At 61.0% G+C, this 22234-nt stretch carries 18 protein-coding genes and 1 pseudogene; 14 read left to right on the plus strand and 5 right to left on the minus strand.

Annotation, left to right across the window (positions count from 1 at the left end):
- Positions 1 to 17: 17 nt before the first annotated feature.
- The 3 genes from KVG88_RS19690 (at position 18) to cueR (ending at position 3368) form a co-directional block, all read left to right on the plus strand.
- A complete protein-coding gene (locus KVG88_RS19690) occupies positions 18 to 401 on the plus strand; it encodes a hypothetical protein (RefSeq protein WP_150705210.1) in 384 nt (127 codons plus the stop codon).
- Between the two features lie 163 nt (positions 402 to 564).
- Positions 565 to 2958 (plus strand): heavy metal translocating P-type ATPase, encoded by a 2394-nt coding sequence (locus KVG88_RS19695; RefSeq protein WP_217872519.1) that lies wholly within the window; start codon positions 565 to 567, stop codon positions 2956 to 2958.
- Positions 2955 to 3368 (plus strand): Cu(I)-responsive transcriptional regulator, encoded by a 414-nt coding sequence (gene cueR, locus KVG88_RS19700; protein WP_150705208.1) that lies wholly within the window; start codon positions 2955 to 2957, stop codon positions 3366 to 3368. The genes KVG88_RS19695 and cueR overlap by 4 nt, the downstream gene beginning before the upstream one ends.
- A 138-nt stretch (positions 3369 to 3506) precedes the next feature.
- Here the strand turns inward: cueR and KVG88_RS19705 are convergent, their stop codons facing one another.
- Positions 3507 to 4400: a PA4780 family RIO1-like protein kinase gene (locus tag KVG88_RS19705; RefSeq protein ID WP_150705207.1), complete on the minus strand. Its 894-nt coding sequence runs from the start codon at positions 4398 to 4400 to the stop codon at positions 3507 to 3509.
- Positions 4401 to 5013: 613 nt separating this feature from the next.
- On the opposite strand from KVG88_RS19705, the pseudogene KVG88_RS31375 reads away from it, so the two are divergent.
- A pseudogene (locus KVG88_RS31375) lies at positions 5014 to 5946 on the plus strand (cache domain-containing protein); the annotation flags it as partial.
- Positions 5947 to 6075: 129 nt separating this feature from the next.
- Entirely contained in the window at positions 6076 to 6804 is a 729-nt protein-coding gene (locus tag KVG88_RS31380; protein ID WP_408002978.1) for a methyl-accepting chemotaxis protein, read from the plus strand.
- A gap of 80 nt (positions 6805 to 6884) precedes the next feature.
- Here KVG88_RS31380 and KVG88_RS19715 read toward each other — a convergent pair whose 3' ends face one another.
- Both KVG88_RS19715 and KVG88_RS19720 read right to left on the minus strand, forming a co-directional pair.
- Positions 6885 to 7676: an AraC family transcriptional regulator gene (locus KVG88_RS19715; RefSeq protein WP_150705205.1), complete on the minus strand. Its 792-nt coding sequence runs from the start codon at positions 7674 to 7676 to the stop codon at positions 6885 to 6887.
- A 195-nt stretch (positions 7677 to 7871) separates the two neighbouring features.
- The gene (locus KVG88_RS19720; RefSeq protein WP_217872521.1) at positions 7872 to 9149 is read right to left on the minus strand and encodes an acetyl-CoA C-acetyltransferase; all 1278 of its coding nucleotides are present in this window, start codon (positions 9147 to 9149) and stop codon (positions 7872 to 7874) included.
- 216 nt (positions 9150 to 9365) lie between these two features.
- On the opposite strand from KVG88_RS19720, the gene KVG88_RS19725 reads away from it, so the two are divergent.
- From KVG88_RS19725 to KVG88_RS19740, 4 genes are all read left to right on the plus strand, one after another.
- A complete protein-coding gene (locus KVG88_RS19725) occupies positions 9366 to 10718 on the plus strand; it encodes a 3-oxoacyl-ACP reductase (protein WP_150704071.1) in 1353 nt (450 codons plus the stop codon).
- 2 nt (positions 10719 to 10720) lie between these two features.
- Positions 10721 to 11575: a MaoC family dehydratase gene (locus tag KVG88_RS19730; RefSeq protein ID WP_217872522.1), complete on the plus strand. Its 855-nt coding sequence runs from the start codon at positions 10721 to 10723 to the stop codon at positions 11573 to 11575.
- A 383-nt stretch (positions 11576 to 11958) separates the two neighbouring features.
- Positions 11959 to 13506, plus strand: a complete 1548-nt coding sequence (locus KVG88_RS19735) for a collagen-like triple helix repeat-containing protein (RefSeq protein WP_217872523.1) — start codon at positions 11959 to 11961, stop codon at positions 13504 to 13506.
- Positions 13507 to 13632: 126 nt separating this feature from the next.
- On the plus strand, positions 13633 to 15303 hold the full coding sequence (locus KVG88_RS19740; RefSeq protein WP_217872524.1) for a ShlB/FhaC/HecB family hemolysin secretion/activation protein: 1671 nt from the start codon (positions 13633 to 13635) through the stop codon (positions 15301 to 15303).
- Between the two features lie 296 nt (positions 15304 to 15599).
- Here the strand turns inward: KVG88_RS19740 and KVG88_RS19745 are convergent, their stop codons facing one another.
- Both KVG88_RS19745 and KVG88_RS19750 read right to left on the minus strand, forming a co-directional pair.
- Complete coding sequence (locus KVG88_RS19745) at positions 15600 to 16013, minus strand: response regulator (protein ID WP_150704075.1); 414 nt, start codon at positions 16011 to 16013, stop codon at positions 15600 to 15602.
- Between the two features lie 85 nt (positions 16014 to 16098).
- Complete coding sequence (locus KVG88_RS19750) at positions 16099 to 16296, minus strand: Flp family type IVb pilin (RefSeq protein WP_150704076.1); 198 nt, start codon at positions 16294 to 16296, stop codon at positions 16099 to 16101.
- Between the two features lie 324 nt (positions 16297 to 16620).
- On the opposite strand from KVG88_RS19750, the gene cpaB reads away from it, so the two are divergent.
- From cpaB to KVG88_RS19775, 5 genes are read left to right on the plus strand one after another with little or no spacing between them, the layout of a single operon-like run.
- Positions 16621 to 17574 (plus strand): Flp pilus assembly protein CpaB, encoded by a 954-nt coding sequence (gene cpaB / locus KVG88_RS19755; RefSeq protein ID WP_217872525.1) that lies wholly within the window; start codon positions 16621 to 16623, stop codon positions 17572 to 17574.
- A gap of 21 nt (positions 17575 to 17595) precedes the next feature.
- On the plus strand, positions 17596 to 18867 hold the full coding sequence (locus tag KVG88_RS19760; RefSeq protein WP_150704078.1) for a type II and III secretion system protein family protein: 1272 nt from the start codon (positions 17596 to 17598) through the stop codon (positions 18865 to 18867).
- A complete protein-coding gene (locus KVG88_RS19765; RefSeq protein WP_150704079.1) occupies positions 18864 to 20054 on the plus strand; it encodes a CpaE/TadZ family protein in 1191 nt (396 codons plus the stop codon). Before KVG88_RS19760 ends, KVG88_RS19765 begins: the two co-directional genes overlap by 4 nt.
- Complete coding sequence (locus KVG88_RS19770) at positions 20054 to 21334, plus strand: TadA family conjugal transfer-associated ATPase (RefSeq protein ID WP_150704080.1); 1281 nt, start codon at positions 20054 to 20056, stop codon at positions 21332 to 21334. Before KVG88_RS19765 ends, KVG88_RS19770 begins: the two co-directional genes overlap by 1 nt.
- Positions 21335 to 21344: 10 nt before the next feature.
- Positions 21345 to 22229 (plus strand): type II secretion system F family protein, encoded by an 885-nt coding sequence (locus tag KVG88_RS19775; protein WP_150704081.1) that lies wholly within the window; start codon positions 21345 to 21347, stop codon positions 22227 to 22229.
- The last annotated feature ends 5 nt before the right edge of the window (positions 22230 to 22234 follow it).

Genomic DNA, 22234 nt, shown 5'->3' on the forward strand with positions numbered 1-22234 from the left:
TCTCAGGAGATTCAGCCATGCGCTGGTCAGCTTTCAGCCTGTTTGGCTTCCTCAGCCTTTTCGCCGCCGTGCCGTCGGCCAGTGCCGCCGGGGAGGACTATGGCGTGCTGATCATTTCCCGCGAGCGCCTGGAAGTCGCGACCAGTTGCGAAATCGGTGTGTACATCCAGGACCAATTGGCGGCGCGGCTGTTCCAGGAGCAAAGCACGTCATTCAACCTGCCAGCGGGCAATGTGTCGTTGCGCCTCAAACTGCTGCCGGGCCAGGCACCGGGTTGCAATCCGGGGATGCTGGCGCCGGGCTCGCAGGACATCCAACTCAGGGCCGGCGATGTGCTCAAGTACCGGATCGCGATGACGCAGGAAGGGATGTATCTCAAACGTGCAGGCTTGGGGTACTGAGTCGCCTGTCAAAACATCGCAGCCTTCGGCAGCGCCTACAGACGTACACATAATTGTGTAGGAGCTGCCGAAGGCTGCGATCTTTTGCTTTGAAAAATGGCGCTTGACCTTGCCAACATGGCAAGGTTGATCCTGTAGGCATCTACTACAGGGAGTGCGACCGATGTCCGATTCCACCACATTCGATCTGCCGATTGCCGGCATGACTTGCGCCAGCTGCGCCGGGCGTGTCGAGCGGGCCTTGAGCAAAGTCATCGGTGCCAGTGCTGTCAGCGTCAATCTCGCCACAGAGCAGGCCCGGGTCCAGGCACCCGCCGACAGCCTGCCCGCCTTAATGGATGCTGTGGCCAAGGCCGGTTACAGCGTGCCGCAGCAATCCCTCGAATTGTGCATCGACGGCATGACCTGCGCGTCGTGCGTCGGCCGCGTCGAACGTGCGCTGAACAAGGTGCCGGGGGTGAAGAGCGTCAGCGTCAACCTGGCGAACGAACGCGCGCACCTGGAACTGCTCGGCCAAATCGATCCGCAAACCTTGATCGCCGCCGTGACCAAAGCAGGTTACGCCGCCAGCGTCTGGGAAGCCGAACACCCACAAACCGACACTCAACAAACCCGCCTGCACCGCGAACGCTGGGCGTTGATCGCCGCCATCGCCCTCGCCTTGCCGCTGGTGTTGCCGATGCTGCTGCAACCGTTCGGCGTGCACTGGATGCTCCCGGCGTGGGCGCAATTTGCCTTGGCCACTCCGGTGCAATTCATCTTCGGCGCGCGGTTTTATGTGGCCGCGTGGAAAGCTGTGCGCGCTGGTGCCGGCAACATGGATCTGCTGGTCGCCCTGGGCACCAGCGCCGGTTATGGCTTGAGTGTCTACGAGTGGGCCACCGCTGCCGGGCGTATGCCGCATCTGTATTTCGAAGCCTCGGCAGTGGTAATCGCTCTAGTGTTGCTGGGTAAATACCTGGAGAGCCGCGCCAAACGCCAGACCGCCAGCGCCATCCGCGCACTGGAGGCGTTGCGGCCGGAGCGGGCCATTCAGGTCATCGACGGTCGCGAACAGGATGTGGCTATCAGCGCCCTGCGCCTCGATGATCTGGTAATGGTCAAACCCGGCGAACGTTTTCCGGTGGACGGTGAAGTGGTCGAAGGCCAGAGCCATGCCGATGAAGCGTTGATCAGCGGTGAAAGCCTGCCGGTGCCGAAACAACCCGGTGACAAGGTGACGGGCGGCGCGATCAACGGTGAAGGTCGATTGCTGGTCCGCACACAGGCGCTCGGCGCGGAAACCGTGCTGGCGCGCATCATTCGGCTGGTGGAAGACGCTCAGGCCGCGAAGGCACCTATCCAGAAACTGGTGGATAAAATCAGCCAGGTTTTCGTCCCGGTGGTGCTGTTACTGGCCCTGGCGACGCTGATCGGTTGGTGGCTGTATGGCGCACCGCTGGAAACCGCGTTGATCAATGCCGTTGCGGTGTTGGTGATCGCCTGCCCTTGTGCGCTGGGCCTGGCCACGCCGACGGCGATCATGGCCGGCACCGGTGTGGCCGCGCGTTACGGCATTCTGATCAAGGACGCCGAAGCGCTGGAACGTGCCCATGAAGTCAGTGCGGTGGTGTTCGACAAGACCGGTACCCTGACCTCGGGCGCTCCGCGCATCGCACACTTGAGTGCCGTCGACGGTGACGAAGCCACGCTGCTGCAACGGGCCGGCGCCCTGCAACGCGGCAGTGAGCATCCATTGGCCAAAGCGGTGCTGGATGCCTGCGCTGAACGCTCGTTGCCGGTGGACGCCGTCACTGACAGCCAGTCCCTGACCGGTCGCGGCATTGCCGGCACTCTCGAAGGACGGCGACTGGCGCTGGGCAACCGGCGCCTGCTTGAAGAAAGCGGCCTGAGCGCTGGTGCGTTGGCGGATTCCGCTGCCGCGTGGGAGACCGAAGGCCGGACGCTGTCCTGGCTGATCGAGCAAAGTCCCGCGCCGAAGGTGTTGGGCCTGTTTGCCTTCGGTGACACCCTCAAACCCGGCGCACTGCATGCGGTGCAGCAATTGAGCGCACGGCACATCAGCAGCCATTTGCTGACCGGTGACAACCGCGGCAGTGCCAAAGTGGTTGCCGAGGCGCTGGGCATTACCGACGTGCACGCCGAAGTGCTGCCGGCGGACAAAGCCGCGACCGTCGCGGCGCTGAAAAAAACCGGCGTGGTGGCGATGGTCGGTGATGGCATCAACGACGCCCCGGCACTGGCCGCCGCCGACATCGGCATCGCCATGGGCGGCGGCACCGATGTGGCCATGCACGCAGCCGGCATCACTCTGATGCGCGGCGATCCGCGCCTGGTGCCTGCGGCGCTGGAAATCAGCCGCAAGACCTACGCAAAAATCCGCCAGAACCTGTTTTGGGCCTTCGTCTATAACCTGGTCGGTATTCCACTGGCAGCCTTCGGTTTCCTCAATCCGGTGCTGGCCGGTGCGGCGATGGCGTTGTCCAGCGTCAGCGTGGTGAGCAATGCGTTACTGTTGAAAACCTGGAAACCCGAGGATCTGGAGGACAACCGATGAACATCGGCCAAGCGGCCCGTCACAGCGGCCTGAGCGCAAAGATGATCCGTTATTACGAGTCCATCGGTTTGCTCAAGGCGGCGCACCGCACCGACAGTGGTTACCGGATGTACGGCGATGCCGACCTGCACACCTTGGCCTTCATCAAACGCTCGCGGGATCTGGGATTTTCGCTGGAGGAAGTCGGCAAACTGCTGACCCTGTGGCAGGACCGTCAACGTGCCAGCGCCGATGTGAAGGCCCTGGCCCGGCAGCATATCGATGAGCTGAACCAGAAGATCCTTGAGCTGGGCCAGTTGCGCGATACGCTGCAAGACTTGGTTGAGCATTGTCAGGGGGATCACCGGCCGGACTGCCCGATTTTGAAGAACCTGGAATCGGGGTGTTGTGTCAAACCGGTTCGCGCCTGAAAGCCGATTCTTGTGTAGGAGCTGCCGAAGGCTGCGATCTTTTGATTTCAGAAGCAAAGATCAAAAGATCGCAGCCTTCGGCAGCTCCTACAGGGGATGACAAAAAACCCGGCCGAAGCCGGGTTTTTCTTTAGCCGATCACTGCATCCAGGGCGGAGGCGGTTCTTCGGTTTTGCCGGGTGGCGCATCGTCGGCCGTACGGGCCGCTTGCTTGCGCTCTTCATCCAGGCGCGCGGCCTCGATCTCACGCATGATGCCGCCCACGTCCGCCAGTTCTTCCGGCTCGTCGAACTCGCCGGTCAGGACACTGGCCGGGTGCAAGGTACCGGCCTCGTACAAGGCCCACATTTCCTTGGCGTACCGAGTCTTTTTCAGCTCCGGCGCAAACCGGCCGAAATAGGACGCCATGTTTCCCACATCCCGCTCCAGCATGCTGAAGGCGTGGTTGTTGCCCGCGGCATCCACCGCTTGCGGCAAGTCGATGATCACTGGGCCGGTCGGCGTCAGCAGTACGTTGAACTCGGAGAGGTCACCGTGCACCAAACCGGTACACAACATCAGCACGATCTGCGAAATCAGAAACGCGTGGTACTCGCGCGCCTGATCTGGCTCCAGCACCACGTCGTTCAGACGCGGCGCGGCATCGCCGTACTCGTCGGCTACCAGCTCCATGAGCAGCACGCCTTCGAGGAAGTCATACGGCTTGGGCACCCGCACGCCGGCGTTGGCCAGACGAAACAGCGCCGCCACTTCGGCGTTCTGCCAGGCGTCTTCGGTTTCCTTGCGGCCGAACTTGGAGCCCTTGGCCATGGCCCGGGCCTGACGACTGTTGCGCACCTTGCGGCCTTCCTGATACTCGGCCGCCTGACGGAAACTGCGTTTATTCGCCTCCTTGTAGACCTTCGCGCAACGTAACTGGTTGCCGCAGCGCACTACGTAAACAGCTGCTTCTTTACCACTCATGAGTGGGCGCAGCACCTCGTCGACCAGACCGTCCTCGATCAGGGGTTCAATGCGTTTTGGAGTCTTCATCAGCTTTTATTGTGGGTCCTTTATTACCAAACACGCGAAAGTCATTCGTTATACGGCAATCCACTCATCGGTGGGAGGGGGTGCCGACCTATGAACACTGCCAGGAACAACAAGAAGCACACAATGTGCCGGATTCCTCACAAAAACCTGACGTCCTTCGTCGGTCGCCAACGATCATAGCCGAGCCTGTACCACTTGTTGTTCAAGGCCTGCGAGGGCATTTGTGACAGAAGCTGACATCCCACGCTCCGCACATCGCAGGATTTTTCTTCACAGCCCTCAATTTCCTCCGACAACAGCCGAAGTCCTAAGTGACAAAGTGATTTGTCCGACAATCGCTCCCCCAATAAAGGCGATGCCGCACTCAAGGATCAGGGTTGACCAAGAACGTTTACGGCTGCCAATAAACCGCGAGTCATCTGCACTGCGTGGGCCTACAAGAAAATCTGGAGCGCGGATGAACATCAAACAGAAGTTGACCTGGGCGTTTGCAATCATCGCCTGCTTGCCCGTGGTGCTGGTCGCCACCCTCGTTGTGCTGAACTTGCGCAGTGATGCCAAGGACGGATTCATCGACAGCAGCGGTCGTGAAATCCGTCAGGTCAGCAATGCCATGCAACTGTTTTTCGACGGCATCAGCCAGAACGTCGAGTACCTGGCCAAGCAACCGCTGATCACCAATTCCGACGACAGCCTCAAGACCTACATGAGCGCCAACGCCGCCAGCGTTCCTCAAGGTGAGGCGGACAAGAAACTCTTCAGCTTCCTGCAGGAACTGGGCAACGCTCACCCGTCCTATGCCTACGCGATTCTCGGCACCGCCGCCGGTGGCTATGTGTCGTGGCCGGACGATGCCAAGCTGGCCAACTACGACCCGCGCCAGCGTCCGTGGTACAAGGCGGCCCAGGCCAAACCGGGCAAGCCGTTCCGTACCGAGGCTTATTACTGGGCCGAAAACGATACGTCCTACGTCAGCACCGTCCGCACCATCGACAATAAGCTGGGCACCAACGGCGGCGTGGTCAGTATCGACGTGTCGCTCAAACAGCTCACCGAACTGGTCAAACAGATCAAACTCGGCGAAACCGGTTACCTGATGCTGCTGGAAAACAACGGCACCGTGCTGGTCGACCCGAAGCAACCGGAACACAACTTCAAAGCCTTGGGCAGCCTCGGCGAAGGTTATGCGCAACTGGCCAAGGCCGGCAAAGGCCTGGTTGAAGTCGAACTCAATGGCGAGCGTTACATGGCCAACGTCTGGCCTTCCGAGCAACTGGGTTGGACCTTTATCGGCCTGATCAAGCAAAGCGATGTGATGAGCACCGCGACCCAGTTGACCTGGTTGATCGCCATCATCGCGGCAGTGCTGGCGGTGATCTTTGCAGTGGTCGGCGCCAGTTTCGCCAGCGTCATCGTGCGTCCGATCCGCAGCGTGGCCGATGGCCTGGAAGGCATCGCCCAAGGTGAAGGCGACCTGACCAAGAACCTGCAAGTGCGTGGCAGCGATGAAACCGCGCAACTGGCCAGTTGGTTCAACCAGTTCTTGACCGCGATTCGCAACCTGATCCAGAGCATCGGCGGTGCCGCCACAAAGATTCTCGCCACCTCGAAAAGCTCGACCCAGGTGTCCAGCGACATGGCCGAAGCCGCTGGGCGCCAGCGTGAAGCGGTGGACATGGTGTCCACGGCGTTCCACGAAATGGTCGCCACCGCCAACGAAGTAGCGCGTTCGTGCAGCCAGGCGGCCGAGTCCGCCGACAGCGGCCAGCGTCAGGCCCGCGAAGGCCAGCAACAGATCGACGCCGCGGTGAGCAGCGTCGATCGACTGAGCCAGGAAATCGAGCAGTCCGCGCAATCGATGCAACAGCTTGAGCGCGACAGCAATGACATCCAGTCGATCCTCGGGACCATCCGTTCGATCGCCGAACAGACCAACCTGCTGGCATTGAACGCGGCCATCGAAGCAGCGCGGGCCGGTGAACAAGGGCGTGGTTTTGCGGTGGTCGCCGACGAAGTTCGGGCACTGGCCAAACGCACAGCCGACTCCACTGCGGAGATTGACGGGCTGTTGGGTAATCTGGCCAAGCGCACCAGCCAGGTGACGCAGCAGATGCATGCGAGCCTGGAAGTGTCGCAACAGTCGGTGTCACGCATTGGCGAAGCGCGCAGCAGCTTCGGGCAGATCCGCGAATCGGTGGACGTGATCCGCGACATGAACACACAGATTGCCACCGCCGCGGAACAGCAACATCAGGTGGCCGAAGACATCAACCGGCACATCAGCCAGATCCATGGCGATGCGCAACTGGTGGCGGAACTGGCGAACTCGGCGCGACTGGATTCGCAAAGCCTGGCCGGATTGTCCAATGAGCTGGATGGGTTGGTGCGTCGCTTCAGGACCTAAGGAGCAAAAGATCGCAGCCTGCGGCAGCTCCTACAGGGATGGGCGTAGGAACTGCCGCAGGCTGCGATTTTTGTCCGGCACTACTGCTTGAACAACTCCCCCGGGGTAAACCCGAACAAGCTTTTGAACGCGGCAATAAACGCTGACGTCGAGTCATACCCACACGACAGCGCCGCGTTGGTGACGCTGTCCCCTTCCTCCAGCAAACTCAACGACGACAGCAATCGCGCCCGTTGCCGCCAACCTCGAAAGCTCAGGCCGGTTTCGCGCTGGAACAGGCGCATCAGGGTTTTTTCCGAGGTCCCCAAACGCTCAGCCCATTCCTGCAACGTCACGTTGCGTTCGGGGTTTTCGATCAGTTCGTTGCACAACCCCAACAACCGTTCGTGGCGGGGCAGCGGCAGGGAAAACCCGACTTCCGGCAACCCCGCCAATTGATCCAGCAACACGCTTACCAAGCGCGCCTCTTGGCTGTCGCCCTGTGGGTACTCCACGGGCAACTGGCAAAAACTCTTGATCAGTTCCCGGGCCAGTGGGGTCACTTCCAGTACGCGGCAACGCCCGTCCGCCCATTGGCAATCCTCGCGGCGCACGTACAGGCTGCGCATTTCGGCGCGCATCGACGTCACCACTTGATGATCAAGATCCGCCGGAATCCAGATGCCCCATTGCGGCGGCGCAAAGAAACTGCCTTCGGCGGTGTGCACACCGAGAACGCCACTGATGGCGTAGGAAAACTGCACCCAGTCATGTCGATGGGACGGCGTCCAGGAACCGGCATTGAGGCTTTCCACCCGGGCATACAGCGGACGCGGCAGTACGGTGATCGGTGGGATGCTTCGTTCGAGGGAGATTTGTCCGTTAGTCGGCATTGACTGGCCTTGTGTTGCGAGACGGCAGATAGGCCAACGTTAGGTCATGTCGAAAGTCTATTCAACACCGGTAATACCTGTGGGAGCTGGCTTGCCAGCGATAGCGGTGTGTCAGCAACAGAGATGTCGAATGTGCAATCCCCATCGCTGGCAAGCCAGCTCCCACAGGTTTTCGGTTTCATCCCATTACAGTTTTCAGCGTTCAATGATCGCCGTCACGCCTTGGCCGCCTGCCGCACAAATCGAAATCAGCCCACGCCCTTTCCCCGCTGCATCCAGCAGCTTCGCCAGGTTGGCAACAATGCGCCCACCCGTGGCGGCAAACGGATGCCCCGCCGCCAGCGAACTGCCTTTGACGTTGAGACGGCTGCGGTCGATGGAGCCCAGCGCAGTGTCGAGGCCGAGGCGGGTTTTGCAGTACTCCGGATCTTCCCAGGCTTTCAGCGTGCACAGCACTTGCGCGGCGAAAGCTTCGTGGATTTCGTAGTAGTCGAAATCCTGCAGGCTCAGGCCATTGCGCGCCAGCAAACGCGGTACTGCGTACACCGGCGCCATCAACAAACCTTCGGCACCGTTGACGAAATCCACCGCCGCCGCCTCGCCGTCGCGCAGGTAGGCGAGAATCGGCAAACCACGTTCCTTCGCCCACTCTTCGCTGCCCAGCAGCACCAGGGACGCGCCATCGGTCAGTGGCGTGGAGTTGCCCGCCGTCAGGGTGCCCTTGGCACTTTTTTCGTAGGCCGGTTTGAGCGCGGCGAGCTTTTCCAGCGTCGAATCCGCACGCAAATTGTTGTCGCGGGTGAGGCCGAGGAACGGCGTCATCAGGTCGTTATGCCACCCTTCGGCGTAGGACGCGGCCAGTTTCTGATGGCTTTCCAGAGCCAGCTGATCCTGTGCTTCGCGAGGGATGTTCCAGGTTTGCGCCATCAACTCGCAATGCTGACCCATCGACAAACCGGTACGAGGCTCGCCGTTGCGCGGGAACTCGGGGATCAGATGGTGCGGCCGTAATTGCAGAAAAGTTTTCAGTTTGTCGCCCGTGCTCTTGGCGCGGTTGGCTTGCAGCAGGATCTTGCGCACCCCTTCACTGACGCTGATCGGCGCATCGGAGGTGGTATCGACACCACCGGCAATGCCGCACTCGATCTGGCCCAGGGCAATCTTGTTGGCCACCAGCAACGCGGCTTCCAGACCGGTGCCGCAAGCCTGCTGAATGTCATAGGCCGGGGTCGCAGGTGACAGCCGTGAGCCGAGCACGCATTCGCGGGTCAGGTTCATGTCCCGCGACAACTTGAGCACCGCTCCGGCAACCACTTCGCCAATGCGCTGACCGTGCAGGTTGTAACGCTCGATCAAGCCTTCGAGCGCGGCGGTGAGCATCTCCTGGTTACTGGCGGTGGCGTATGGCCCGTTGGACCGGGCGAAGGGAATCCGGTTACCGCCAATGATTGCGACGCGACGCAGTTGAGTCATGAAAATCCCCTGATGAAAAATCTGATCTGAACACTTCCCCCTGTAGGAGCTGCCGAAGGCTGCGTTCTTTTGCCTTTGATTTTTGAAATCAAGATCAACAGATCGCAGCCTTCGGCAGCTCCTACAATGATCAAGCGTAGGCCTTATCTCGTGGATCGAACGACTGATTGCCAATCGTGGTCCACACTTTGAACCCCAGCTTTCGGAGCGCGTTCCATGTCTGACCGCTATATCGACTTCGCCAATTCCTCCATCGGCCATCGTCTGGTCGGAGCCTTGGGCCTGCCTTCGCCGACACGCCTGGAACGCTGGCAAGCAGGCCGGCTGCGCCCGGTAGACGGTGCGCTGCTGATCGGTGGCGGGCCGCTGGCGGAGAAAGTCAGCGCCTTCGCCAATCGCCTGACCGACGCGATCTACAGCTACGGTTCCGAGCCTTCGATGGCGACTGCGTGGATTCCCGGTCATGGCCCGAAACTCAAAGCCGTGGTGTTCGACGCCAGCGATCTGCTGCACACCGATCAGCTCAAGCAGCTGCGTGAATTCTTCCAGCCGCTGATGAAAAACCTCGATCACTGTGCGCATCTCGTGATCCTGGGACTTGATCCACAATCCTTGAGCGACCCGTTCGCCGCCAGCGCCCAGCGTGCACTTGAAGGTTTCAGCCGCTCGCTGGCCAAAGAGCTGCGCAGCGGCGGTACCTTGCAACTGATCCATGTCGGCGAAGGGGCCGAAGATCAACTGGAAGGTCCGCTGCGATTTTTCCTTTCGCCCAAAAGCGCGTTCGTCTCCGGGCAAGTGATCCGCCTGAACGCCTGCGATACGCCGGTAACTGACTGGACGCGACCGCTGGCCGGGCGCAAGGCACTGGTCACCGGGGCCGCGCGCGGGATCGGCGCGTCGATCGCCGAGACCCTGGCCCGGGATGGCGCCGACGTGATTCTGCTCGACGTGCCACCGGCCAAAAATGACCTGGAAGCCCTCGCCGCACGCTTGGGTGGCCGCAGCGTTACGCTGGACATCTGCGCCGAAGACGCGGCCACGCAACTGGTCGAACACTTGCCGGACGGCGTCGATATCGTGGTGCACAACGCCGGCATCACCCGCGACAAAACCTTGGCCAACATGACCCCGGAATTCTGGGACGCGGTGCTCGCGGTGAACCTCAATGCGCCACAAGTGTTGACCAAAGCCTTGCTCGACAATGGCACCCTGCGCGACAACGGCCGGGTGATTCTGTTGGCGTCGATCAGCGGCATTGCCGGCAATCGCGGGCAAACCAACTACGCGGCGAGCAAAGCCGGCCTGATCGGTCTGGCGCAAGCCTGGGCGCCGTCGTTGCAGGCGCGGGGCATCAGCATCAACGCGGTGGCACCCGGTTTCATCGAAACCCAAATGACCGCACACATCCCGTTCGGCCTGCGCGAGGCCGGGCGGCGCATGAGCTCGCTGGGCCAGGGCGGTCTGCCACAAGACGTCGCCGAAGCGGTGGCATGGCTGGCGCAACCGGGCACCGGCGCGTTCACCGGGCAAGCCTTGCGGGTTTGCGGGCAAAGCGTGTTGGGGGCTTAGGCATGACTATCGACTGGCACACACTCAATCGCGAACCCAGCCTGCCGGGGCTGTATGCACACGCGGCAACGCGACGAAAAATCACCGGCACCACCCTGCCGACCTCGGGCTTGCGCTGCTGGGTTGATGTCGATGCAAAACGTCTGGCGGCCTATCGCAAGGTCTGCGGTTTTGCCGACAACAACCTGCTGCCGCCCACTTATCCACACATCCTCGCCTTCGCGTTGCAGATGCAATTGCTCACCGCCAAGGACTTTCCGTTCCCATTGCTGGGGCTGATTCATCTGAGCAATCGCATTCGCGTCCTGCGCCCCATGGGTGGGGTCAATCGGGCGCGGGTCAGCGTGCATGTGCAAAACCTGCAACCCCACGCCAAGGGCGCGACGTTCGACCTGGTGACGACCCTGGATGATCAGCTCGGGCCATTGTGGGAAGCGCAAAGCCAGATGCTGTGCCGAGGGGTCAAACTCGAAGGCGAGCCCGTGGAAGAGGTTTTGGCCTCGACGCTGATACTCACGCAGGTGGCCCAGTGGAAGGCGCCTTCAGACATTGGCCGGCAGTACGCCAAGGTTTCCGGGGACTACAACCCGATTCACCTGAGTTCGGCCAGTGCGCGGTTGTTCGGTTTTCCATCGGCCATCGCCCATGGGCTGTGGAAAAAGGCACGCACACTGGCGGCATTGGCCGAGCAGCTGCCGACGGCGAACATCGAGATCGCGGTGCAGTTCAAGAAACCGGTGCGCCTGCCCAGCGAAGTGGCGCTACTGGCTAGCGCTGCGGGGTCCAGTGGTGAATTGCAGTTGATCGGGGCTGCTGACCTTGAGCACATGGTCGGGCATTGGCGGCCGGTTGCCTGACCGATCAAAAGATCGCAGCCTTCGGCAGCGCCCACAATGGGTATGCATTTCCAGGTAGGCGCTGCCCAAGGCTGCGATCTTTTTGGGGCCACCAGACATGGTCAATTGTGTATATATAACTTAAGTTTTCACTCTCCTCGCGTCATCTCGGTTCAGCATCGCCCCATTGATTTGAAACGCTTTTTTTTCCGCTCATATTCCCATGGTATTAGCCCTTAGGCAGCACGCGCGCGCCTGTATAAAACGGCTTAATACCAAGTGAAGAATGGCGTTGTAGAGCCCTTGCGATTGTTATGTGGACAACGGACGAAGGCATGGCCGGCGACAGAACCGGTCAGCCATCGAAGACAACGACGTTGTTTCAGGTGCAAGGATTTTTACTTATGAAAACTCAAGTTTGGTGCAAATCAGCAACTGCCTTGGCGCTCATTCTCTCGCTCGGTCTGGCCGGTTGCAGCAGCGGCGGTGGCGGTCATCACAGCAGTTCCGACAGCTCCTCGCCCGATGGCCAGACCGCTGCGGGCGCTGGTGGTGCAGCCGGTGGTTCAGACAGCACCGCTGGCACAGGCGGAACAGGTGGTACAGGCACCGGAGGTACCGGAGGCACTGGCGGTGGCGGCACCACTGACCCAACCAATCCAACCAACCCGACAGACCCGACCAACCCCACCAATCCGACCAATCCAACAGTCACACCGCTGGTGACCACCACCCTGATTAAGGATGTCGGCACCACCGTCGGTGGCGTCGGTGACGGTGTCGGGCAGATCGGCGATTCGCTGGGCTCGGCTCCGGTGGTCGGTGGTGTCGTGCAAAGCGTGGTGAACACCACCGGCAATGTGGTCAGCACACTGGGTGACGGCGTGGCCAATGGCTTGGGCCAACTGGGCACCGACCCGAACGGCTTGGGCGTTACCGCTTCATCAGTGGGTGGCGTGGTGCAGGATCTCGGTAACGGTGTTTCCGATGTCAGCGGCAAACTCGCGACTGCCACCAACAGCGTGCCGGTGGTGGGTGGCGTGGTGACCCGTGTTGCTCCAGTGCTTGATGGCGTCGGCGAAAGAGTCACCATGCTCGGCGACACCCTGAGCACCGCGACCACCACGGGCCCGCTGGGCTCGGTGACCCAGGAAGTCGGCAACAAACTGGTGCCGGTCATCGCCATGGTAGAGAGCACCACGGACAAGGTAGGCGACGCTACCGGTTTGGGCGACCCACTCAAAGGCATCGTGCAGAAAGTTGGCGACACGGTTGAAGGTGCAGGTGACAAAGTCACCGATGCCGGCAATGGCAATCCACTGACCAACACCGTCGGTGGCGCTCTGAGCAATACCGGTACGACGGTTGGCAAGGTCGGAGGCCTGGTGGCCAACGGCAGCGGCTCAGGCGGCAGCGGTGGCCTGGGTGGCAACGGCCTGCTGGAAACCGTCGGTGGCGCCGTGGTCAATGTCGGCACTGGCCTGAACATTGGCAACACCAACGGGGTGGTCAGCGCAGTCGGTGTGAACGGTGTCGCCGGCGGTAATCTGGTCGCCTCGGTGGGCGGTGCACTGGGTGGTAGCGGCATCGCCAACACTGGCCCGACCGCAGCACTTGCCAACGTCGGCACCATCGCCGGTGGTGCCATTAACCCAATCACTACTGGCGTGTCCGGGCTGACCCAGACCATCGGCAGCGCCACCGGCATCGGCGCCCCGGTCGCCAGCCTCACCGGCCAGACCGGCGGCGCCGTCGCCAACCTCGGCGGAGCGATTGCCGGCAGCACCACCAACCCGGTTGTGACGGCTGTCGGCAACACAGTCACCACCGTGGGCGGTACCGTCGCGGCAGTCGGCGGGCTGGTCAACGGCGGCACAGGCACCGGCACATCCGGTGGTCTTGGCGGTGTGTTGGGCGGGTTGACCGGCGCGCTGGGAGGCAACAATCGCTGAATTGCACCTGGCCGATTCGACGGCCTAACCTACAGCGCCTACGCTTGGTTGGAGGCGGAAGATTCTTATCGGTCTTCCGCCTTTTCTTTGGGTCACGAAGACCCTCGCGAGAACAGGGAGAGTCCTATGCGCCTTTTGGCTTGCCTGCTGTTACTGCCGATCAGTTGCGCCACCTTCGCCGATACCCTGCCGAGCTTTCTCAACAGCAACGACACCATCCGCAACCTTCCCGTACCGAACCTGCCCGCCGACGCCTACCGCCCGACGACACCTCCTCTGCAAGTGCCGGAACCCGGCGCTACGCAAACACAACCGTTGATGATGGGCACCAAGGTCAACCTCAAGACCGTGCAGATCGAAGGCGGGACGATCTACCCGCTCAACGAACTGGCGGCAATCTACCAACCGTTGCTGGGCCACGAGTCCAGTCTGGCCGACCTGATCGAAGCCACCCGCAACATCACCCGCCGCTACCAACAGGACGGCTACCTGTTGTCCTACGCGTTTCTGCCACAGCAGACATTCGATAACGGCGTGGCGCGCGTGGTGCTGGTGGAAGGCTACATCAGGAACTATCAGCTGCAGGGCGACGTTGGCCGGGTCAAAGGATTGCTCGACAAACTGGTGGCCAAACTCCAGGCCGAAAAGCCACTGACCCGCAAGACCTTCGAACGCTACACCACGCTGATGAGCCGCATTCCCGGCGTGACCTTGCAAGCACAAGTCCCGCCACCGGGCACCACCGATGGCGCCACCGACCTCATCGCCCAGGCCAGCCGCAAACCCTTCACCAGCAGCCTGAGCACCACCGACGACAACCGCAACGGCACCCAGGCCTTGCTCGGCGTAAGCAGCAACGCGCAGACCGCCATGGGTGAACAACTGAGCCTCAGCGGCCTGTTTCCCCCGGGGGATGACGATGAGCATTACTATCGCCTGGACTACAACCAGTTCCTCAATGCCGAAGGCACGCAACTGGCTTTATCCGCCTCACGCTACCGCGCCGATCCGGGTACGAATGTACAACTCGACAACGGCCTTGAGCTCAAACCCCATCGGGAAAATGACCGCTATTCGATCGGCTTCAACCATCCGGTAATCGCCTCGCCCAACGAACTGCTCAGCGCCGGCGCGCGCGTGTACGCAGTCAACGACAAGACCCGCTACAAAGTGGTGGGCTTTCCGTTAAGCGTCGAAGATCGCACCGACATCCGCGCCCTGGCGTTCGAAAGCGACTGGCGCAAGGCCGATGCACAACAACTGCGCATCCTCAGCGGCGGGCTGTATCAAGGCCTCGACAGCATGGGCGCAGAAACCAACAACAGCGCTCTGGACCTGGACTTCTTCCGGCTGCGTTTGTCGGGGGTGCAAAGTGATAAATTTTTCGACAACTGGCAAGGCGTGGTGTCGGCCGCGTTGTACTGGAGCGACGACACCCTGCCCGACAGCGAACGCGCCGTGTTCGGCGGACAAAACTTCGGCCGCGGCTACCCCGACGACCAGGCTTCGGGTGACAAGGGCTGGGGGGTGGCTTACGAGGTGAACTACAGCTTCAACCGCGACTGGAAATGGGTCAGGGTCTTGCAACCTTATGTGGTGCTGGATCGGGCCAAGACCTGGTTCAACGAACTGCCGGTCAAGGGAAATGACATGTCATCGGCAGCGGTGGGATTGAGGTTTGGCGATGCCAGGTACTACAACATTGCGTTGGAAGCGGCCAAACCCATGTCGGATGAGGCGCTGGATACGTTCAATCGCAAGCCGCGGTACAGCATTAGTTTTAGTTATCAGTTGTAGGGGCGGCAAATAATGCGCGCGACCCTGTAGGAGCTGACGAGTGCAACGAGGCTGCGATCTTTTGATTTTGTTGTTTAGAAGCAAGATCAAAAGATCGCAGCCTGCGGCAGCTCCTACGGATTGGATACATCCGGTGCCAGCAAGCCGGCTCCGAGTACACCCACGCTCCGCGCCGTGCGGCGAAGCCGCACACATCGAGAGGAGGTCGCCGCGAAGCAGACCGGAGGCGATGCGATGTACACACAAAACCCACCAGCGCTTGGTCGGCTACAAGGCCGCCAAGGCCAAAACCGCAATCACCCCTTGACCAAATAAACCTGCGGCAAAGGAAAAAGATTATTCAAGGTCTCCAACAACCTGACGTGATAAATCGGCTTGCGAAACAAATCCAGCACCTGCAACCGCAACAGGTCACTGACATCCTCCATGTCCGCATGCCCGGACATCACAATCACCGGCAAATGCTGCCGCGAAGTGTGCTCGCGCAACCGCTTGATCAACGACATGCCACTCTCCTCCGGCATGCGCAGGTCAGTAATGACCAGCGCAATATCCGGATGCCGCGTCAGGTGTTGCAGCGCCAATTTGACCGATGTCGCCGTGAAGCAATTGAACCCCTCACCCTCCAGCAACTCCGCCAATTCAAGCACTGCATCCTCTTCGTCATCGACCAGAAGAAGTTGTTGGCGTGACTGTCCTGGAGAACTCATGGGCGACACCTGAAATGGACTAAGCGCTGACATTGGAACCCGACTTCAACAATGCAAAGTTGCCGACACGGACTCTCGTAATCACTCACAAGGCGTCTTTGATTTTGCCGAACACCGTTGTGATTTCAGTCCCGATGCCGCCACTGAGCCCAGCGATGACCACCGCGACCATTGCCGCGACAATGGCGTACTCAATACCCGAGGCGCCCTCGGTATCTTTGGCCAGACCTTTGTAAAAAGCGATTTCGGATTTGACCTTCTGAACCAGCTTGGCAAAAGACATGACAGTTCTCCCAGAGACCACGGGTGTTGCACGGTCGCAACATGATTCCCCTATGCCAGCATCAGCATTGTCGGCATTCCGGGTACCAACAACTGTAAAAACGCATTAATACGAAAGTATTAGTCGTTTCGTTGACGTCAAAAAACCTTGTATTTCATCGTAATCTTTTACTTTGGCTAGATATTTCGCTCTGGGTAATGGCGTTTTGCTCTAGCTGGACTACGGTCAAATAGCGAAATCGTTTTATGTTCATAGCTGCCTGATTGCGAAGTTTTCTCGTTGATATGAAACGAGTCTTTGAGCAGCAGGAAAGGGAGAGCCGTCATGAACAGCCGTGTCATTCTGGGTCTTGCCGGATTGTCTCTGGTGGGTGCAGTCATTGCCGGGTATTGGGGTTTCACACTGACCCGCCAACCCACCGCTGCACCCGTTCTGCAAACCGAGGCGGTTGTCCCTGCATCGACAACTGCACAACCTCCCGTGCCGCAGGAAGAAGACACCACCCGCCAACCGGTCGTGGTGTTGCAGCGCGACATCGCGCCGTTCATACAAATCACCGCCGCCGACGTGGCCCTGGAAAAACTCCGCACCGTTCCCGCCGGCAGCCTGACCCGTCTCGACCAGGCCATCGGCCGCGCTCCGTGGCGCGCCCTCAGCGCCGGCAGTTGGCTCAGCGATGAAAGCTTCGACGCCGGTAGCAAACTGGCGCGGATGATTCGCCCCGATGAACGCGCACTGGCCGTCGCCGTGGATGAAGTGATCAATGCTGGCGGGCAACTGACACCGGGCGACTATGTCGATGTGCTGCTGTTTTTGCGCATGGACACCAACAACCTGCAGCCCTCGGCGCAGCTTGTGGTTCCAGCGTTGCGCGTCCTTGGCGTGGGCGAGCAAATGGGTTTGACCAATGACGGCCAACCCGCCAGCCCGGCGCACAGCAACGATGAAAAACTGCGCCAGGAACAACAGCGCGCAAGCGCCCGCACCGTGCTGCTCGCCGTACCCGAACAACTCTTGAGTCGTCTGATGCTCGCCTCACAGGCAGGGGTTCTACGCCTGGCCGTGCGCAGCGCAGATGAAAAACGTTTGTCGCGCTACTGGGCCGGAGAGAACGAATCCGCGGCCAACCTCGCCAACGCCAATCGCGAACTGGTCCAGTTCAACCAACTGGCCATGACCGCACCACCCAAACCGATCACCAGCAGTGGCGCCACCGCACCACGCAAGTCGGGTGTGGAAGTCATTCGCGGCAATGAAATCACTCAACAGACCCCCTGAATCGAGCAAGGACGCCTTTTAATGCGCAGACGTTTTACGCCGTTATTCAACGGCTTGATCTGGGCCACTTTGCTGGGCGGCTTGCCGGTTACGGCTGCCTTGGCTGCCAGCGGTAATTGCGCGGCACTGGGCTCGTTGCCGGCAGTGCTGGAAGTTGGCGAAGGCCAGCAACAGGAACTGCAATCGCCGGTCGCCATCACCCGGATCGCAGTCGGCGACCCGAAAATTGCCGATGTTCGAGTCAACGGCAATCAGGCTTTTCTGCTCACGGGCATGGCATCCGGCGCCACCAGCCTGATGGTCTGGACGGCCTGCTCGACAGCGCCGCGCCAAAGCATGGTGTTCGTCCAGGGTCGTGCGACCGCAGCCATGACCAGCGCCGCGCGCTTACCTTCAGACGACCCGCAACTGCCTTCGCAAGTGCAGACCGACATCCGCTTCGTAGAAGTCAGCCGAACCAAACTGAAAGAGGCCGGCACTTCGATCTACGGCAAGGGCTCGAACAACTTCCTGTTCGGTGCACCCGGTACGGTGCCCAATACTGGCGTCACGCCGGGGGTGGTGCCGTTGTTCAACATCGACCCGCGCATCGCCGCGCCGAGCATTCCGTTGGCCAACGACATGTTCAACATCGTCTGGGGCGGCGGCAGCAGCAAATTCCTCGGCATCGTCAACGCCCTGGAAGGCAGCGGCTTCGCCTACACCCTGGCGCGACCGAGCCTTGTGGCGCTCAGCGGGCAAAGCGCAAGTTTCCTGGCCGGTGGCGAAATACCGATCCCGGTGCCCAGCGCCAACAGCAACAGCTACTCAATCGAATACAAGGAATTCGGTATCCGCCTGACGCTGACCCCGACGGTGGTCAGCAATGACCGGATCGCCCTGAAAGTCGCGCCCGAAGTCAGCGAACTCGATTACAACAACGGCGTGACCATCGGCGGCACCACCGTCCCGGCCTTCACCATTCGCCGCACCGACACCAGCATCTCGCTGGCCGACGGCGAAAGCTTCGTCATCAGCGGCTTGATCAGCACGCAAAACGCCTCGCAGGTCAGCAAGTTTCCGGGACTGGGTGACATTCCGATTCTCGGCGCGTTTTTCCGCAACTCCTCGATCAATCGCGAAGAGCGTGAGCTGCTGATGATCGTCACCCCGCATCTGGTCCAACCGTTGGCCGCCAACGCGCCATTGCCGTCGTTGCCGGGTGAAAAACTGCGCAACTACGACCCGAACTGGTACCGCCTGTACTTCCTTGAAAACGGCAACTTCGATAAACGCAGCGGGTTATCGCAATGAGCCAGAACCTCAGTCAGACCTTTCTTGCGATCACACGCAACAGCACCGACCTGGAGTGGTTGCAAGGCGCCCTCGCCCCCTTGGGCCAAGTAGTCAGCGCCGGCGCCGGTGCCGGCAGCCTCGACGAACTGTTGGCACTGGTGGACGTGACCTTCGCCAACCTGGTGTTCGTCGGCCTCGACCGTGAACACGTGGTCGCACAGTGCGCATTGATCGAAGGTGCACTGGAAGCCAAACCGATGCTGGCCATCGTCGCGCTGGGCGACGGCATGGACAACCAACTGGTGCTCAATGCCATGCGCGCCGGCGCCCGGGACTTTGTCGCCTACGGTTCGCGCTCCAGTGAAGTTGCCGGATTAGTGCGGCGCCTGAGCAAGCGTCTGCCCCCCGTGGCGCCGAGCAACCACCTGGGCGGCCTGACGGTGCTGTACGGCGTACAGAGCAATGCCGACGGCGCGCTGCTCGCCAACCACATGGCGCAAGTGGTGCAGAAGAGCGGCCAGCAAACCCTGTTGCTCGATCTCGGATTGCCGCGCGGCGACAGCCTGGCCTTGCTTGGTCTGGAGAGTTCGTTTCATTTCGGTGATGCGTTGCGCCATGTGCGCCGCCTCGATGCCACGCTGATCGACAGCGCCTTCACCCGCTGCGAAGTCGGCCTGCGCATCCTCGCCTACGCCAACACTGATGAGCCCCTGGAGCACACCAGCGCCGCCGAGTTGTACATGTTGCTCAGCGCCCTGCGCCAACACTTCCAGCACATCGTGGTGAACCTCACCGGCCAGCCCGACAGTGAAGCCCTGCGCACCTTCGTCAGCCATTGCGACAAGCTGCTGTGGTACACCGATCAGAACGTGCTCGACTGCCGCCGCAACCTGGCAGTGCTCAACCTGTGGCGTGAAAAAGGCATGAAGCTCGATCACGCCAAGCTGCTGGTCGATCGTTATTTGCGCACCGTGGCGCCGGACTCTGACGCCCTAGGCAAGAGCTTCGGCATGGAAATCATCGCCACCCTCGCCTACAGCCCCGAAGTGCGCCTGAACGCCAAGAATCAGGGCGTGACCCTGTTCGAACTGGCGCCACGCGAGGTGCTCACCCAAAGCCTGCGCACCCTCGGTGAACGGCTGGCCAAACGCTCCGAAAGCCTGGCCAAACCCAAGTCCTGGTTCAGTCGCTTGAGAGGTGCCTAATGAGCGCAGAAAAACTGTTCGGCGCCAGCCCGCGCGCGGTGACCGGCAATACCGATCACGAAGGCCTGAAACTGGTGCTGCACCGCTACATCATCGATGCCATCGAAGAGTCGGGCAAAAACCTGCTGGAAGGTTCGCGGCAAGTGTTGTCGCAGTTCGTCATCGACAAAGTGGCCGAATACATCGCGCGCCTGCACCTGGCGATTTCCCGCTACGAGATGGAGCGCCTGGCCGAAGAGATTGTCGACGAGCTCACCGGTTTCGGCCCGCTGGAAGTGCTGCTGCGGGATTCGGCCGTGACCGAAATTCTGGTCAACGGCCCGCACAGGGTGTTCATCGAGCGTGACGGTGTGCTGCACCAGAGCGACTTGCGTTTCATTGATGCGCACCACGTCGAGCGCGTCATCCAGCGCATTCTTGCGCCGCTGGGCCGCCGGCTTGATGAGTCATCACCGATGGTCGATGCGCGCCTGCCGGACGGTAGCCGGGTCAACGCGATCATTCCGCCGATTGCACTGGATGGCCCGTGCCTGTCGATTCGAAAATTCCGCCAGGACATGCTCAAGAGCACTGACCTGATGGCTATGCAAACCATCGATCAGGCGATCTACGAATTCCTCCAAGAAGCCGTAGGCAAGCGCTGCAACATTTTGATCAGCGGCGGCACCGGCACCGGCAAAACCACGCTGCTGAACATTCTCAGCCAGTTGATCAATCCCCACGAACGCCTGGTGACCATCGAAGACGTCGCCGAATTGCAACTGGGCCACCCGCACGTGGTGCGCCTGGAAACCCGCCCGCCAAATGCCGAAGGCCATGGCGAGGTGAAGGCCAGCGACCTGATTCGCAACGCCCTGCGGATGCGCCCGGACCGGATCATCCTCGGCGAAATCCGCGGCGTAGAAGTGGTCGATGTGCTGACCGCCATGAACACCGGCCACGACGGTTCCATGAGTACCGTGCACGCCAACAACGCCCAGGATGCGCTGCTGCGTCTGGAAACCCTGGTCGGCCTGACGGGCCGCAGCATCGCCGAACGGACCTTGCGCCAGATGATTTGCGCGGCGCTGGATGTGGTGATTCAACTGACGCGCATGCCCGATGGGCGTCGCTGCGTCAGCGAAGTGGTGGAGGTGATCGGCATCCGCGAAGACGTGTACGTGACCAACACGTTGTTCCGCCTCGACCGCCGCAACGGTTTCGGCTTCCTGCGTGAGGCGGTCAACCCGGCCGGTGACAAACTGCGTCGCGAGTCGGCGTTCTCTCCCACGGCGTACTAAGGGCCACGGCATGCTCAAACCGTTGCTGCTCATCCTCGTTTGCCTGACCTTGCTCGGTTTGTCGGCGCGCCTGCTCTATCGCGGTTTGCGCCAGCCCGGCACCCAGCGCGTGCTGGACCGCTTGAGCCAAGGGCAACCGGAACGGGTGGTGCAGAAAACTTCATGGACCGCACTGGAACGGGCGTTTTTGCGCGCAGGGCTGGGACGGCCAACGGAACGTATTGGGCAGTGGCTGACGTTGTGGGGGCTGATGGCGTTGATCGGGGTGGTGGCGGGCGGCTGGATCGGCTTGCTGCTGGCATCGTTACTGCCGCCTTTGCTGCTGAGGGTGTTCGTCCAGTGGCGTTACCAACGCCGACTCAAGCGCATGATCGAACAATTGCCACCCCTGCTGGATCACACCGTGCGCAGCCTGAAGTCCGGACGCACCCTCGCCGATGCCGTGCTGGGCGCGATTGATGCAGCCGAAGATCCATTGAAAAACGCGTTGGGCCGGGTGCAACGTAACGTGCAATTGGGCATCAGCCTGCCCGATGCGACCTCGGACTTCGCCGAGCTCTACGACAAAGACGAGCTGCGTCTGTTTGCCCTCGGCTTGAAGGTCAACCACCGCTACGGCGGTAATGCCAGCGAACTGCTGGAAAACCTGATCAAGATGATTCGCGAGCGCGAGCAGGCCGCGCGCCAACTGAGCGCCATGACCGGAGAAACCCGCGTCACGGCGGTAGTCCTGGCGGCGCTGCCGGTGGCCCTCGCCGGTTACTTTCTGATCTCCAATCCGAAGTACCTGCTGGCGATGTGGAACGACGGCTCGGGGCAAACCATGCTGGTGGCCGCGCTGGGCTTTCAAGTGTTTGGTTGTCTGGCGCTGTGGCGCATGTTGCGCAGCCTATGAACCCG

The organism is Pseudomonas azerbaijanoccidentalis (assembly GCF_019145495.1).
GTDB lineage: Bacteria > Pseudomonadota > Gammaproteobacteria > Pseudomonadales > Pseudomonadaceae > Aquipseudomonas > Aquipseudomonas azerbaijanoccidentalis.